This window comes from Caballeronia sp. LZ024, from assembly GCF_031451455.1.
Classification (GTDB): Bacteria; Pseudomonadota; Gammaproteobacteria; order Burkholderiales; family Burkholderiaceae; genus Caballeronia; species Caballeronia telluris.
Map to the genome: position 1 here is coordinate 1,432,347 of NZ_JARUXL010000001.1, position 15,465 is coordinate 1,447,811.

The following is a 15,465-nucleotide window of genomic DNA, read 5'->3' on the forward strand; positions in this document are numbered from 1 at the left end:
CGCTCCCGATCGGACTGAACCGGGAGCGCGATTTTTTGTGCGCGCGCGCACGGGCCCGCGCGGGTTGGCCGTCCGGCCGATGCCACGATTTACCGATCTTCTGAGACAATCGAACGACCGGATTTCTTCTCATTGCCACACACTCCGTCTTGCCACGCATGTCCGCCAAAACGAAAGCCGAATCCGCCGTCAAGTCGAAATCCGTGGCGCCCGTGCCGGGCGCCGAGCGGCCGGCGGAGCGCGCCGCCTGGCTGCGCGCCGAACTGGAGCGTGCGAACTACGCGTATTACGTGCTCGACCAGCCGGATCTGCCCGACGCCGAATACGACACGCTCTTCAAGGAATTGCAGCAGATCGAAGCCGACCAGCCCGATCTGATCACGCCCGATTCGCCCACGCAGCGCGTCGGCGGGCAGGTTGCGGCGGGCTTCGAGCCGGTCGTCCACGACGTGCCGATGCTCTCGCTCAACAACGGCTTCGCCGAGGAAGACATCGTCGCGTTCGACAAGCGCGTGTCCGACGCGCTCGGTTACGCGCCGGTGCAGTACGCGTGCGAGCTGAAATTCGACGGCCTCGCCATTTCGCTGCGCTACGACGACGGGCATCTGGTGCAGGCCGCCACGCGCGGCGACGGCGCGACGGGCGAAGACGTCACGGCCAACGTGCGCACGATCCGCTCGATTCCGCTGAAGCTGAAGGGCAAAAACGTGCCGAAGCGGCTCGACGTGCGCGGCGAGGCGCTGATGTTCAAGCGTGATTTCGACAAGCTCAACGCACGCCAGCGCGAGGCGGAGCAGCGCGAATTCGCGAATCCGCGCAACGCGGCGGCGGGCAGCCTTCGCCAGCTCGATCCGAAGATGACGGCGCAGCGTCCGCTGTCGTTTTTTGCGTACGGAATAGGCGTGCTGGAAGGCGCCGAGATGCCGCCGACGCACTCGGCGCTGCTCGACTGGTACGGCGAGATGGGCCTGCCGGTGAATTCGGAGCGCGGCGTGGTCGATGGCGCACAAGGGCTGCTCGATTTCTTCGGCAAGACGGGCGAGAAGCGCGACGGCCTGCCCTATGACATCGACGGCGTCGTCTACAAGGTGAACCGGCGCGAGGAGCAGGATAAGCTCGGCTTCGTCTCGCGCGCACCGCGCTTTGCGCTTGCGCACAAGTTTCCGGCGCAGGAAGCGCTCACGCAACTGCTCGCCATCGACGTGCAGGTCGGCCGCACGGGCGCGATCACGCCGGTGGCGCGGCTCGCACCGATCTTCGTCGGCGGCGCGACGGTCACGAACGCCACGCTGCACAACGAGGACGAGGTTCGCCGCAAGGACATCCGCATCGGCGACACGGTGATCGTGAGGCGCGCAGGCGACGTGATTCCGGAAGTGGTCGGCGCGATCCTGGACCGGCGTCCCGACGACGCCCGCGAGTTCGTGATGCCGACCGAATGCCCGGTATGCGGCTCGAAGATCGAGCGGCTGCCGGACGAAGCCATCGCGCGCTGCACGGGCGGCCTCTTTTGCCCCGCGCAACGCAAGCAGGCGCTCTGGCATTTCGCGCAGCGCCGCGCGCTCGACATCGACGGCCTCGGCGAAAAGATCATCGACCAACTGGTCGAGCAGAATCTCGTGCGCACGCCGGCCGATCTGTTCCATCTCGGCTTTTCGACGCTCGCCGCGCTCGACCGTTTCGGCGACAAATCCGCGCAGAACCTGCTGGATTCGCTCGAAAAGGCGCAGAAGACCACGCTTGCGCGCTTCATTTACGCGCTCGGCATCCGCCATGTAGGCGAATCGACGGCGAAAGACTTCGCGAAACATTTCGGCTCGCTCGATCCGATCATCGCGGCCACGGTCGAGGAATTGCTGGAAGTGAACGACGTCGGGCCGGTCGTCGCGGAATCGATCCACAATTTTTTCGCTGAAGAGCACAACCAGCACGTGATCGAGCAGTTGCGCGCGAAGGTGTCGTGGCCCGAAGCGCCCCCCGCGCCGAAGGCGCCGCAGGGCGCGCTGGCGGGCAAGACCGTCGTGCTGACGGGTACGCTCCCGGCGCTCTCGCGCGAGGAAGCGAAGGAAATGCTGGAATCGGCCGGAGCGAAGGTGGCCGGCTCGGTGTCCAAAAAGACCGATTACGTGGTGGCCGGGGCGGAGGCGGGCAGCAAGCTCGTCAAAGCCGAGGAACTCGGCATCCCCGTGCTCGACGAAGACGGTATGCGCAGGCTTTTGGAAGGAGTGACTCCATGATTCGCGAAATACTGAAGATGGGCGATCCGCGGCTCTTGCGCATCGCGCAACCGGTCGAGCATTTCGATACGCCGGAACTGCACGCGCTCGTGCAGGACATGTTCGACACGATGCGCGACGCGAACGGCGCGGGGCTCGCCGCGCCGCAGATCGGCGTCGACCTGCAGGTCGTGATCTTCGGTTTCGGCTATAACGAGCGCTATCCGGACGCGCCGTCCGTGCCGGAGACGGTGCTGATCAATCCGATCGTGACGCCGAATTCGCACGACATGGAGGAGGGCTGGGAGGGTTGCCTCTCCGTGCCCGGCCTGCGCGGCGCGGTGCAGCGTTACTCGATGATCCGCTATCAAGGCTTCGACCAGTTCGGCGGCGCGATCGAGCGGCTCGCGGAAGGTTTTCACGCGCGCGTCGTCCAGCACGAGTGCGATCACCTGATCGGCAAGCTTTATCCGATGCGCATCACGGACTTCTCGAAGTTCGGCTTCACCGAGGTGCTGTTCCCGGGACTCGACGCGCCGCGGGACGACTGAACGTCGCCGGAGCCTTCGGGCCGCCAGGAAAAACGCAGAAGGCCGCTCCAAAGAGCGGCCTTCGTCTTATGCGAATGTCTTTTTGCTGCCGACGTCCGGCTGGCGGAAGAGCTTGACGTGCTCCGGGTTCGCCGACGCCTGGAGCCGCCCGTCCGGCAGGCGCGCGATCACGACTTCGCCGATGCCGGGGCTCATCACGACGACTTCGTCGCGCAGCGCGAGCAGCGCGTCGAGCCGTCGTCGGCCGCTGATGATTTCGAGGCCGGTTTTCGTTTCGCGAACAATGATCTCAACTGACATGGCGGTTCTCCCCAATAACGTCTGAAGCATGAAAACGCGCCCTCCAGGCGGTAAAAAGGGCGTTACCTGCCTATCGGATGGATGACATATTTTCTTTAAACAAAATTCGAAAAAAAATCGACGCGCACGATTGGGGTGCATCCACGTCGATTTCGGTATTTGCGTCGTTTTTTCGCGACGTATTTTTGTCGGGCGGCGCGCGGTCGTTCGCGTCCTCCGCGCGGATCAGAACGTCTCGTCCGCTCCCAGATAGCGCCACTGGCCGGCGGGCAGCGCGCCGAGCGTGACGTGTCCCATGCGGATTCGCTTGAGCCCCACGACTTCGAGGCCGACCAGCTCGCACATGCGGCGGATCTGGCGTTTCTTGCCCTCGCGCAGCACGAAGCGCAGTTGTTCGCCGTTCTGCCAGCTCACCTGAGCGGTCTTGAGCGGCACGCCGTCCAGTTCCAGGCCGTGACGCAGGAGCGCGAGGCTTTCGTCGGGCAGATGCTGGTCGACGTCCACCGTGTGTTCGCCGAATTTCACGCGCACGAGATATTCCTTATCGACTTCCGAATGGCCGCCGATCAGTTGCTTCGCGACGCGGCCGTCCTGCGTGAGGACGAGAAGCCCGGTGGAATCGATGTCGAGGCGTCCGGCCGGAGCCAGCGTGCGCAGATGGTTCGGCGAAAAACGGATGCCGGAATGGTCTTCGGCCCAGTGATTCGACGGGTTGATCAGTGTGACCGCAGGTTGATAGCCGTCTTCGGCCTGGCCTGAGACATAGCCGACCGGCTTGTGCACGAGGATCGTCACCAGTTGCGACTGGATGGCGTGCGCCGCGGGCAGGATGTCGACGTTCTGGTCCGGGCGGATGCGCGTGCCGAGCGTGTCGATCACCACGCCGTCGACGAGCACCCAGCCTTTTTCGATCCACTCGTCGGCTTCGCGGCGCGAGCACAGGCCGAGTTCGGACATCACTTTCGACAGGCGCACGAGGCCTTCCTCGCCGGCGCGCGCCTGGCGGGCCGGAGAAGGGGACGTGTCGGCGGGTTTGGGCGTGGGTTTCGCCGACGGGCGGTCGTTGTCGCGACGCGGACGGTCGACGGACGGCCGCGGCGGGCGCGAATCGTCACCACGCGATTTGAACGGACGACGCTCGTCGGTATTTCCGGCGCGATCGCCGCGCGGCGCGCCACGGTCGCCGAACGACGGACGCGGACCGCGTTCACCGCCGCCAGCAGACCGCGAATCGTCACCACGCGATTTGAACGGACGACGCTCGTCGGTATTTCCGGCGCGATCGCCACGCGGCGCGCCACGGTCGCCGAACGACGGACGCAGACCGCGTTCGCCGCCGCCCGCAGACCGCGAATCGTCACCGCGCGATTTGAACGGACGACGCTCGTCGGTATTTCCGGCGCGATCGCCACGCGGCGCGCCACGGTCGCCGAACGACGGACGCGGACCGCGTTCGCCGCCGCCCGCAGACCGCGAATCGTCACCGCGCGATTTGAACGGACGACGCTCGTCGGAATTCCCGGCGCCATCGCCGCGCGGCGCGCCACGGTCGCCGAACGACGGACGCGGACCGCGTTCACCGCCGCCAGAGGATCGCGAATCATCACCGCGCGATTTGAACGGACGACGCTCGTCGGAATTCCCGGCGCGATCGCCGCGCGGCGCGCCACGGTCGCCGAACGACGGACGCGGACCGCGTTCACCGCCGCCCGCGGATCGCGAATCGTCACCGCGCGATTTGAACGGACGACGCTCATCCGTACTTCCGGCGCGATCGCCGCGCGGCGCGCCACGATCACCGAACGACGGACGCGGACCGCGTTCGCCGCCGGCCGGCCGCGAATCCGGCCGTCCCTCGCGCGGCGCGCCGGTCTTCGGTCCCGCGGGCCGCGGCCCGCCTGGTGCTTCCGCCCGCACGGGCTTGCGTCCGGCAGCGCTGCCGGAACGAACGGGGGAACGCGCCGGCGTCGCCGGGCGCGGATGTTTGGCTGTCAGTTTGACGCGCATAATTTCTCAGGCTGCGATCGCGCGCAGCAGTTCGGTTTCGACCTGAATCTGGGTCCGGTTGCTGGAAAGGCCACGGCCGTCGAGCAGGAACACGTCCTCGACGCGTTCGCCGAGCGTGTTGATCCGCGCCGCCTGCACGCCGATCCGGTGTTGCGCCAGAACCCGCGCGATCGAATAAAGGAGGCCCTGCCGGTCGTTCGCAGACACGGACAGGATGTAGTACTGGCCGCGCTCGTCGGGACGCAGGTCCACGCGCGGTGTGATCGGAAAAGTGCGCACGAGGCGCGAGAGCCGTCCCTTCGACGGCTCCGGCAAGATGCGTTCGGCCGTGAGCAGCGTGCCAAGCTGCTCCTCGACCAGATTCGCGATGTCGCGATAATGCCCGTCATGGTCCGGATGCGCGACCAGAAAGTTGTCGAGCGCGTAGCCGTGACGCGTCGTGCTCACGCGCGCGTCGAGCACGGACAGGCCGTTCTTGTCGAAATAGCCGCAGATCGCGGCAAAAAGATCCGGGCGATCCTTCACGTACACGAGCACCTGCAGGCCCGCGCCGATCGGCGACGGCCGCGCGCGCACGATCGGCTTGACGCTCTCGACGTGCTTGTAGAGCACGCGCGTCTGCCATGCGATATCGGCGGCGTCGTGACGCAGGAAATAGCCGACGTCGAGCTGGTCCCACAAGCGGCGCTGCGCGTTGTCGGGGACCGTTTCGAGCCGCAGAAGCGCAAGCGCCTCTTCCTGGCGCGATTTCAGTTCCGAATGCGCGTCGGGTTCGGCGCCGCCGAGCACGGCGCGCGTCGCGCGGTACAGGTCTTCGAGCAGCTTGCCTTTCCACGCGTTCCAGACCTTCGGGCTGGTGCCGCGAATATCGGCGACGGTCAAAAGATACAGCGCCGACAGCCGCCGCTCGGTTTTCACGAGCGCGGCAAACTGCTTGATCACTTCAGGATCGCTCGTGTCCTGCTTCTGCGCGACCTGGCTCATCGTCAGATGCTGCTCGACGAGCCAGACGATCAGCGCGCTGTCCTCGGGGCCGATGCCGTGCTCGCGGCAGAAGCGCCGCGCGTCGACCATGCCGAGCGTCGAGTGATCGCCGCCGCGGCCCTTCGCGATGTCGTGAAAGAGCGCGGCCACGTAGAGCACCCACGGACGCTCGAAGTTGCCGATGATCTGGCTGCAGAACGGATACTCGTGCGCATGCTCGGCGATCGCGAAGCGCCTGAGATTGCGCAGCACCATCAGGATGTGCTGGTCGACGGTGTAGACGTGATACAGGTCGTGCTGCATCTGTCCGACGATGCGCCGGAAATTCAGCAGATAGCGCCCGAGCACGCTCGTCTGGTTCATGAGCCGGAACGCATGCGTGATGCCTTCGGGCTGCTTCAGGATCTCCATGAACAGCCGGCGGTTTTCGGGATCGCGCCGCCAGTCGCGGTCCATCAGGTCGCGCGCGTTGTAGATCGCGCGCAGCGTGCGCGCCGAAAAGCCCTTGATGCCGCGCGTCTGTTCGTAGAGCAGGAACGCTTCGAGAATCGCGTGCGGTTCGCGTTCGAACACGTCGTCGCGGGCGATTTCCAGCATGCCCTGCTTTTCGACGAAGCGTCCCGAAATCACCCGCGTGACGCCGCTCGTCGACGGGAACAGCTGCGCCTCGACGTTCTGGATCAGGATGGTCGCGAGTTGCGTCACCGCTTTCGCCGCCCAGTAGTAGCGGCGCATCAGCTGCTCGCTCGCGCGCTTGGTCGCGGTCGCCTGGAAGCCGAAGCTCTCGGCGAGCGGCGTCTGCAGGTCGAACACGAGAATGTCCTGCCGACGCTTCGCGATCACGTGCAGGCGCGCGCGCAGCGTCTTCAAAAAGCCTTCGTTGCGGCGCAGTTCGCGCGCTTCGCGTTCGGTGATGAGGCCGCGCAGGTCGAGTTCGCGCCAGCTGCTGCCGAAGCCCGCCGCGCGCGAGATCCACAGGATGAGTTGCAGGTCGCGCAGCCCGCCCGGGCTTTCCTTGACGTTCGGTTCGAGGCTGTACGGCGTGTCCTGGAATTTTGCGTGCCGCTGGCGCATTTCCAGCACTTTCGCCTGGAAGAACGCGCGCGGATCGAGCGTCTGCTGGTAGCGCTCGCGAAACGCCTGGAAAAGCGGCGTGTCGCCCCAGACGCGCCGCGCTTCCAGGAGCGACGTGAGCACGGTCACGTCGTTACTCGCTTCGTCGATGCATTGCGCGACCGAGCGCACGCTGCTGCCGATGTCGAGCCCGATGTCCCACGCCATGCCGATGAAGCGCTCGATGCGCGCGGTGAGGTCGGCGTCGCCGGAATCGGCCGGCTTGTGGTCCGGCAGCAGCACGAGGATGTCGACGTCGGAATAGGGCGCGAGCTCGCCGCGTCCGTAGCCGCCGACTGCCACGAGCGCTGCCCACGACGGCATTTCGCAGGCGTCCCAGGCGCCGCGCAACGCGTCGTCGGTGGCGCGGGCGAGGGCGTGCATCAGCGAATCGACGTTCGAGGCGGTCTGGAAGCGCTCGAGCAACGCGGCCTTCTGCGATTTGAAAGCCGTTTTCAGCGAGTCACAGGGCGGGGCGACGGCAGTAACGCTCATGGGCGGAAAGGAGGAGGGAGCGGTTGAATGGGCGGATGGCCGCGTCGGACGTCCGCTTGCCGACGGACTGCGCGAGCGCTCTGCAGGCCGCGCGAGCGCCGGGTGGCACGGGATGCGGCGGATCGCTGTTCGGACTCGTCATGCGTTACCTCGAAAGGGGCGCGGAATCGGATTCGGTCGTATTTTGCGCGCGGCATTCCCGCGCTCGTGCCTGTATTACGCGGTCGCGGCGATGAGTTGCGACGGCGCCTGCGTTCCCGCCGAGATCGTCAGTACTTCATAGCCCGTCGGCGTGACGAGCACCGTATGCTCCCACTGCGCCGACAGACTGCGGTCGCGCGTCTTCACGGTCCACTGGTCGGGCATCGTGCGGATGTCGCGGCGCCCGGCATTGATCATCGGCTCGACGGTGAAGATCATGCCGGCTTCCAGTTCGATGCCCGTGCCCGGGCGCCCGTAGTGGAGCACCTGCGGCTCCTCGTGGAACACCTGGCCGATGCCGTGGCCGCAATATTCGCGCACGACGCTATAGCCCTGCGACTCCGCATGCTTCTGGATCGCGGCGCCGATGTCGCCGAGGCGCGCACCGGGGCGCACCTGATCGATGCCGAGCCACATGCAGTCGAACGTGGTCTGCACGAGCCGTTTCGCCAGAATCGAGCCTTCGCCGACGACGAACATGCGGCTCGTATCGCCGAAATAGCCGTTCTTGACGACCGTGATGTCGATATTCAGGGCGTCGCCGTTCTTCAGCGCCTTGTCGCCCGGAATGCCGTGACAGATCACGTCGTTCACGGAAATGCAGGTCGCCTTCGGATAGGGCGGGTAGCCGGGCGGCTGGTAGTTCAGCGGCGCGGGGACCGTTCCCTGCTCCTTCACCATGAATTCATGGCAGAGGCGGTCGAGTTCGCCGGTGGTCACGCCCGCCACGATGTGCGGCGTGATGAAATCGAGCACCTCGCTGGCGAGCCGGCAGGCGACGCGCATCTCTGCGATGTCGTGGTCGTTTTTCAGCGTAATGGACATGACTTGTCAGGAAAAATCGTGTAGGCGGCGCTTTCGCGCGAAAGCGGCATTATCGCACCTTAGCCGGTGCGCCGCATCGGGATGGCCGGCGCGCGCCGGCCTCCCGAAGGGGGTCTTCCTTTTTTGGCGCGATCCGCGCGGAGTTCCAGTCTTCGCGCTCTGCCGCGCCGCTGCAAGGATCGACGTCCTGGCCGGTGCGCGCGGCCCGGTTTTCCCTCATCCGGGCGCCTTGAGCGAGGTAATCATGGCGTGCTATACTCTTTGGCTAAGTCGATACGAAGTCTGCGTGCGTCAGAATAGTCAAAACTGACTGTTTGCCGAGGCAGCTTTCGACTTGATTCGCAAGCCGGCGCACCCAGGGTGTCCGGCGTCCGGAAAGAAAAACGGGCGCAGGATGCGGCAGCCGGCTTAAGACCCAACCCTCGCGGAGAATTTCATGGCAGTTACCATGCGTCAAATGCTGGAAGCCGGTGTCCACTTCGGTCACCAAACGCGCTTCTGGAACCCGAAGATGGCCCCGTATATCTTCGGTCATCGCAACAAGATTCACATCATCAACCTCGAAAAGACGCTGCCGCTCTACAACGACGCGCTGAAGTACGTGCGTCAGCTGGCAGCCAATCGCGGCACGATCCTCTTTGTCGGCACGAAGCGCCAGTCGCGTGACACGGTGCAGGAAGAAGCGCAACGCGCCGGCATGCCGTTCGTCAACGCGCGCTGGCTCGGCGGCATGCTGACCAACTTCAAGACGCTGAAGATTTCGATCAAGCGCCTGAAGGACATGGAGGCAGCGCTGGAATCGGGCGAAACCGAGCGCATGAGCAAGAAGGAAGCGCTTCTGTTCGAACGCGAAATGGCGAAGCTGCAAAAGTCGATCGGCGGCGTGAAGGACATGGGCGGCATTCCGGACGCTATCTTCGTGATCGACGTCGGCTATCACAAGATTGCCGTGACGGAAGCGAAGAAGCTGGGCATTCCGGTCATCGCCGTGGTCGACACGAACCACTCGCCGGAAGGCATCGACTACGTGATCCCGGGTAACGACGACGCCAGCAAGGCCGTTGCGCTGTACGCGCAAGGCATGGCCGACGCGATCCTCGAAGGCCGTGCGAACGCGGTGAACGAAGTGGTCCAGGCCGCGCGCAGCGGCGAGGGCGACGAGTTCGTCGAGGTCAACGCAGAGGCGTAACGAGCCCTGTATCCGGCAAAAAAGGGGGCTTTCTTGAAGGCCCCTTTTTTTTAGCGGAATTTCTTTTGCGCCGATTATCCGGCCGGTGCGCGGGCGCCGTGATTGCTGAAACCCCGCTGTGACCCAATTCCTGTCGCGGGCACCGAGCCGGCGGCACGTATCAAACAGACTCAAGGAGCGAATGATGGCGGCAATTACCGCAAGCATGGTGGCAGAACTGCGCGCGAAGACCGACGCGCCGATGATGGAATGCAAGAAGGCGCTGACGGAAGCCGACGGCGACATGGCGCGCGCCGAAGAGCTGCTGCGCGTGAAGCTCGGCAACAAGGCGAGCAAGGCGGCATCGCGCGTGACGGCTGAAGGCATCGTGACCGCGCACGTCGAAGGCGGCGTGGGCGCGCTCGTCGAACTGAACTGCGAAACCGACTTCGTCGCGAAGAATGACGACTTCCTCGCGTTCGGCAAGACCATTGCCGAACTCGTGGCGAAGACCAATCCGGCCGACGTCGCCGCGCTCGGCGCGCAGGCGCTCGAAAGCTCGACGGTCGACGCCGTGCGTCTCGCGCTCGTCGGCAAGATCGGCGAAAACCTGTCGATCCGCCGTTTCGTGCGCTTCGAAACCAGCAACAAGTTGGCTTCGTATCTGCACGGCACGCGCATCGGCGTGCTCGTCGAGTTCTCGGGCTCAGACGAGCAGGTCGGCCGTGATGTCGCCATGCACGTCGCGGCGATGAAGCCGGTGTCGCTGTCGTCGGACGAAGTGCCCGCCGACCTGATCGCGAAGGAACGCAGCATCGCCGAGCAGAAGGCCGCCGAATCGGGCAAGCCGGCGGAAATCGTCGCGAAGATGGTCGACGGCAGCGTGCAGAAGTATCTGAAGGAAGTGTCGCTGCTGAACCAGCCGTTCGTGAAGAACGACAAGCAGACGATCGAACAGATGCTGAAGGCTGCGGGCGCATCGGTGCAGAAGTTCGCGCTGTTCGTCGTCGGCGAAGGCATAGAGAAGCGTCAGGACGATTTCGCCGCCGAAGTGGCCGCGCAAGTCGCAGCAGCAAAGCAGGGCTAAGTCCCTTCGCGCGGCGGGCGTCGTTTCGCCGTGCGACATCGGCCTCTGGCAGCATCCGCATCACGCAGGAAACACGGCGGAACACTCGTTCCGCCCGTTCCAAGACAGTCTGCCAGGCGTCAGTTCGGCACCCAATCGTGGTATAAGGGTTAACCCTTAAGTCACTGAGTGATGCCCGAATTTGGCGCGCTTGCCGTAAATGTCGTTTCACCCCTACAGTTCTACGTTGTTGCAACCCTCCTCGGCGCGATCGGAACCTCATATGCCCACAGCCTACAAACGCGTACTCCTCAAGCTCTCCGGCGAAGCCCTCATGGGCGACGATGCGTTCGGCATCAATCGCGCAACCATCGAACGGATGGTGGCGGATGTGGCTGAAGTGGTGCGCATGGGCACCCAGCTCGCGGTCGTGATCGGCGGCGGCAATATCTTTCGCGGCGTCGCGGGCGGCGCGGCCGGCATGGACCGTGCGACGGCCGACTACATGGGCATGCTCGCCACGATGATGAACGCGCTCGCGCTGCAGGACGCCATGCGCCACGCCGGCATCGAGGCACGCGTGCAGTCCGCGCTGCGCATGGACCAGGTGGTCGAGCCGTATATCCGTCCGCGCGCCATTCGCCAGCTCGAAGAGGGCAAAGTGGTGATTTTCGCGGCCGGCACGGGCAACCCGTTCTTCACGACCGATACGGCCGCCGCATTGCGCGGGTCGGAGATCGGCGCGGAAGTCGTGTTGAAGGCGACCAAGGTGGACGGCGTATACTCCGCCGACCCGAAGAAGGATCCGGACGCGACGCGCTACAGCACGATCAGCTTCGACGAGGCAATTGGCCGCAATCTGCAGGTGATGGACGCGACGGCTTTCGCGCTGTGCCGCGACCAGAAGCTGCCGATCCGCGTGTTTTCGATCAACAAGGCGGGCGCGTTGAAGCGCATCGTCCAGGGCGACGACGAAGGCACGCTCGTCCACGTGTAAACTCTCGCGTATCCGGGCGCGGCGCGGCTCGAACGCTGGCGCCGTTTTCGCCTGCATCGCCAGCAACCCAAGGTTTGGAGGTTTAAATGAGTGTGGCTGACATTAAAAAGGGCGTCGACCAGAAAATGCAGCGGTCGATCGAGGCGTTCAAGGCCGACCTCGCGAAGATCCGCACGGGTCGCGCCCACACCGGCTTGCTTGACCATATCCAGGTCGATTACTACGGCTCGAACGTGCCCATTTCGCAAGTGGCGAACATGACGCTCGTCGATGCCCGCACGATCGGTGTCCAGCCGTGGGAAAAGAAGATGGTGCCGGCCGTCGAAAAGGCGATCCGCGACTCGGATCTCGGCCTGAATCCGGCGACGCAGGGCGAGCTGATCCGCGTGCCGATGCCGGCGCTCACCGAAGAACGCCGCCGCGAACTCACGAAAGTCGTGAAGAGCGAAGGCGAGACGGCCAAGATCGCCGTGCGCAACCTGCGTCGCGACGCCAACGAGCAACTGAAGAAGCTCGTGAAGGACAAGGAAATTTCGGAAGACGACGAGCGCCGCGCCGGCGACGACGTCCAGAAGCTCACCGACAAATTCGTCGCGGAAATCGACAAGCTGGTTCAGTCGAAGGAAGCCGAGATCATGACGGTGTAAAGACCGCGTGCGGTCCTGCCAGTCGTGCTGGCTTCATTCTGTCGATAATAAGATTCAGCGGCCATGACCTATACCAGCTCTACCGTTCGCGTGCCCGATGTCGCGGCTGTTCCGCGCCATATCGCGATCATCATGGACGGCAATGGCCGTTGGGCGACTGAGCGGCGCCTGCCGCGCGTCGCCGGACATACGCGCGGCGTCGATGCCGTGCGCGCAACCGTCGAAAGCTGCGCCCGGCGCGGCGTCGAGTACGTGACGCTGTTCGCCTTCAGTTCCGAAAACTGGCGCCGGCCGACCGAGGAAGTCACGTTCCTGATGCGCCTTTTCGTGACGGCGCTGGAGCGCGAAATCGGCAAGCTGCATGCGAACGGCATCCGCCTGCGCGTCGTCGGCGACATCGCGATGTTCGACGAACGCATCCGCGCGCTCATCCAGCGCGCCGAAACCAAAACCGCCCGCAACACGCGACTCACGCTGACCATCGCCGCCAACTACGGCGGTCGCTGGGACATCATGCAAGCAACCCGTAAGCTTGCGGAGCAATCGGCGGCGGCGGGCGAGGCGGTGCGAGTCGACGAGGATTCGTTCGCGCAGCACCTCGCGATGGCTTACGCGCCGGAGCCGGATCTCTTCATCCGCACGGGCGGCGAGCAGCGCATCAGCAACTTCCTGCTGTGGCAGCTCGCCTACACCGAGTTCTATTTCACCGATACCTACTGGCCGGATTTCGACGCCGAAGCGCTTGCGCGCGCGATCGAATCGTATGGCGAGCGTGAGCGGCGCTTCGGCCGCACGAGCGCGCAGCTCGCGTCGCAATCCCAGAAGGCCGACACCCTTTCATGCTAAAGACGCGTGTCATCACGGCAATCGTTCTGCTGGCGGTACTCGTCCCGGTCACGCTGTTCGCGCCGGTCGGGGCGTTCGGGGCGCTGATCGCGTTCGTCGTGGTGTTCGCGGCCTGGGAATGGGCGCGGCTCCTGAAGCTCGGCGGCGTCGGACCGGTCGTCTATGCGCTCGTTTGCGCGCTCGCGCTCGTTCTGAGCACGTATCTGGGCGTCGCTCCCAAGGGCCTCTTGCAGATGGCCGCGATCTTCTGGGTGCTCGCGGGGCCGTTCGCGCTCCTGCGCAAGCCGCAACTCGCGGCGGGCGCCTGGCGTTCGTTCCTCCTTTTCGCGGGCGTCGTCGTGTTCGCGGCCTGCTGGCACGCGCTCGTCGCGGCCCGCACCGTCGGCGTGGCGTTCGTGCTATCGCTTCTCCTAGTCGTCTGGCTCGCCGACATAGGCGCATACTTCGCCGGAAAAGCCCTCGGACGCCACAAGCTCGCGCCGTCCATCAGCCCGGGCAAGACCTGGGAAGGCGCCGTCGGCGGCTGGGTCGCGGTGATCGTGATCGGTTCGATCGCCGCCGCTACGCTCGCTTTCGCGCCGACCCTGTTCACGGCCTTCGTCGAGCATCTCGGCTGGGTCCGGGCGCTAGCCGCGCTTACCGTGCTGGTCGCGTTTAGCGTGATCGGCGATCTGTTTGAATCGCTCTTGAAGCGCCAGGCCGGCGTCAAGGACTCGAGCGGTCTCCTGCCGGGCCACGGCGGCGTGCTCGACCGCATCGACGCGCTGTTGCCGGTGTTGCCGATCGCGCTGCTGCTTGTCGGCTAATTCGTCGGCTAAAGAAGGATTTATGCAAAAACGTCTGACTTTGCTCGGCTCCACGGGCTCGATCGGCGAAAGCACGCTCGACGTCGTGGCGCGGCATCCCGACCGCTTCTCGGTCCACGCGCTCACCGCTCATCGCAACGGCGACAAACTCGTCGCCCAGTGCCTGCGCTTTCAACCGGCCGTCGCGGTCGTCGGCGATGCCGACACCGCCGCGCGCGTGGAGGCGCAATTGCGCGCGGCCGGCTGCAAGACGCACGTGCAGCACGGCGAGAAAGCGCTCGTCGACGCGGCGTCGGCGTCGGAATGCGACACGGTCGTGGCCGCGATCGTCGGCGCGGCGGGCCTTGCGCCCACGCTCGCCGCCGCGCGCACGGGCAAGCGCATCCTGCTCGCGAACAAGGAAGCGCTCGTGATGTCGGGGCAGATTTTCATCGACGCCGTGCGCGACAACGGCGCGGTGCTCTTGCCCGTCGACAGCGAGCACAACGCCGTGTTCCAGTGCCTGCCGCGTGAAGCCGCGATGCACGGCGGCGTGTCGAAGATCATCCTGACGGCGTCGGGCGGCCCGTTCCGCACGCGCGAGCCGTCGTCGCTCGTGAACGTCACGCCCGACGAAGCCTGCAAGCATCCGAACTGGGCGATGGGCCGCAAGATCTCCGTCGATTCCGCGACGATGATGAACAAGGGCCTCGAAGTGATCGAGGCGCACTGGCTCTTCGACCTGCCGGGCTCGCGCATCGAGGTGCTGATCCACCCGCAGAGCGTGATCCATTCGATGGTGTCCTACGCCGACGGCTCCGTACTCGCGCAACTCGGCAATCCCGACATGCGCACGCCGATCGCGCACGCGCTCGCGTTCCCGGATCGCGTGGAATCGGGCGTCGCGCAACTGGATCTCGCGCAGATCGCTTCGCTCACGTTCGAGAAGCCGGACTTCGAACGCTTCCCGTGCCTCGCGCTCGCGATCGAGGCGCTGGAAGCCGGCGGCATCGCCAGCGCCGCGCTGAATGCGGCGAACGAAATCGCCGTCGAGGCGTTTCTCGGCCGCCGTATCGGCTTCATGGCGATCGCCGAGGTGGTCGGGCGCGTGCTGGACGCGCTGCCGAACACGAGCGCCGCCACGCTCGATCATGTCCTTGCCGCCGACGCCAGCGCGCGTCGTCTCGCGAACGGCTTCGTCGACAAGCTGACATCGAGCCCAGCGAGCAATCCGCCCGTCGAGCGCATCGCGCATTGAGGCCGT

General features: G+C 65.3%; 14 protein-coding genes. 9 read left to right on the forward strand and 5 right to left on the reverse strand.

What is annotated here, in order from left to right; genetic code table 11:
- Positions 1 to 158 precede the first annotated feature (158 nt).
- Positions 159 to 2,237 (forward strand): NAD-dependent DNA ligase LigA, encoded by a 2,079-nt coding sequence (ligA, locus tag QCE48_RS06570; protein ID WP_309785612.1) that lies wholly within the window; start codon positions 159 to 161, stop codon positions 2,235 to 2,237.
- Positions 2,234 to 2,767 carry a peptide deformylase gene (gene def, locus QCE48_RS06575; RefSeq protein ID WP_062639549.1) on the forward strand — a complete coding sequence of 178 codons (534 nt, stop codon included), beginning with the start codon at positions 2,234 to 2,236 and terminating at the stop codon, positions 2,765 to 2,767. The genes ligA and def overlap by 4 nt, the downstream gene beginning before the upstream one ends.
- 66 nt (positions 2,768 to 2,833) lie before the next feature.
- Here the strand turns inward: def and QCE48_RS06580 are convergent, their stop codons facing one another.
- The 5 genes from QCE48_RS06580 to map all read right to left on the reverse strand — a co-directional run bounded on the left by QCE48_RS06580 (position 2,834) and on the right by map (position 8,692).
- A complete protein-coding gene (locus tag QCE48_RS06580; protein ID WP_087630453.1) occupies positions 2,834 to 3,067 on the reverse strand; it encodes a hypothetical protein in 234 nt (77 codons plus the stop codon).
- Between the two features lie 225 nt (positions 3,068 to 3,292).
- Positions 3,293 to 4,042, reverse strand: a complete 750-nt coding sequence (locus tag QCE48_RS06585; protein ID WP_309785610.1) for a pseudouridine synthase — start codon at positions 4,040 to 4,042, stop codon at positions 3,293 to 3,295.
- Complete coding sequence (locus tag QCE48_RS06590; RefSeq protein WP_309785609.1) at positions 4,024 to 4,824, reverse strand: hypothetical protein; 801 nt, start codon at positions 4,822 to 4,824, stop codon at positions 4,024 to 4,026. The genes QCE48_RS06585 and QCE48_RS06590 overlap by 19 nt, the downstream gene beginning before the upstream one ends.
- A 256-nt stretch (positions 4,825 to 5,080) precedes the next feature.
- Positions 5,081 to 7,666: a [protein-PII] uridylyltransferase gene (locus tag QCE48_RS06595; protein ID WP_309785608.1), complete on the reverse strand. Its 2,586-nt coding sequence runs from the start codon at positions 7,664 to 7,666 to the stop codon at positions 5,081 to 5,083.
- Between the two features lie 216 nt (positions 7,667 to 7,882).
- The gene (map, locus tag QCE48_RS06600; RefSeq protein ID WP_309785607.1) at positions 7,883 to 8,692 is read right to left on the reverse strand and encodes a type I methionyl aminopeptidase; all 810 of its coding nucleotides are present in this window, start codon (positions 8,690 to 8,692) and stop codon (positions 7,883 to 7,885) included.
- Between the two features lie 436 nt (positions 8,693 to 9,128).
- Here map and rpsB point away from each other — a divergent pair, with 436 nt between their 5' ends.
- From rpsB to QCE48_RS06635, 7 genes are all read left to right on the forward strand, one after another.
- Positions 9,129 to 9,881, forward strand: coding sequence for a 30S ribosomal protein S2 (gene rpsB / locus QCE48_RS06605; RefSeq protein ID WP_309785606.1), 753 nt, complete (start codon positions 9,129 to 9,131; stop codon positions 9,879 to 9,881).
- 184 nt (positions 9,882 to 10,065) lie between these two features.
- Positions 10,066 to 10,947, forward strand: coding sequence for a translation elongation factor Ts (tsf, locus tag QCE48_RS06610; RefSeq protein ID WP_309785605.1), 882 nt, complete (start codon positions 10,066 to 10,068; stop codon positions 10,945 to 10,947).
- Between the two features lie 262 nt (positions 10,948 to 11,209).
- On the forward strand, positions 11,210 to 11,923 hold the full coding sequence (pyrH, locus tag QCE48_RS06615; RefSeq protein WP_309785604.1) for a UMP kinase: 714 nt from the start codon (positions 11,210 to 11,212) through the stop codon (positions 11,921 to 11,923).
- 86 nt (positions 11,924 to 12,009) lie between these two features.
- Positions 12,010 to 12,570 (forward strand): ribosome recycling factor, encoded by a 561-nt coding sequence (gene frr, locus QCE48_RS06620; RefSeq protein WP_309785603.1) that lies wholly within the window; start codon positions 12,010 to 12,012, stop codon positions 12,568 to 12,570.
- A gap of 63 nt (positions 12,571 to 12,633) precedes the next feature.
- Positions 12,634 to 13,416 (forward strand): polyprenyl diphosphate synthase, encoded by a 783-nt coding sequence (gene uppS / locus QCE48_RS06625; protein WP_087630445.1) that lies wholly within the window; start codon positions 12,634 to 12,636, stop codon positions 13,414 to 13,416.
- Positions 13,410 to 14,222, forward strand: a complete 813-nt coding sequence (locus QCE48_RS06630) for a phosphatidate cytidylyltransferase (protein ID WP_309785602.1) — start codon at positions 13,410 to 13,412, stop codon at positions 14,220 to 14,222. The genes uppS and QCE48_RS06630 overlap by 7 nt, the downstream gene beginning before the upstream one ends.
- Positions 14,223 to 14,244: 22 nt before the next feature.
- Complete coding sequence (locus tag QCE48_RS06635; protein WP_309785601.1) at positions 14,245 to 15,459, forward strand: 1-deoxy-D-xylulose-5-phosphate reductoisomerase; 1,215 nt, start codon at positions 14,245 to 14,247, stop codon at positions 15,457 to 15,459.
- The last annotated feature ends 6 nt before the right edge of the window (positions 15,460 to 15,465 follow it).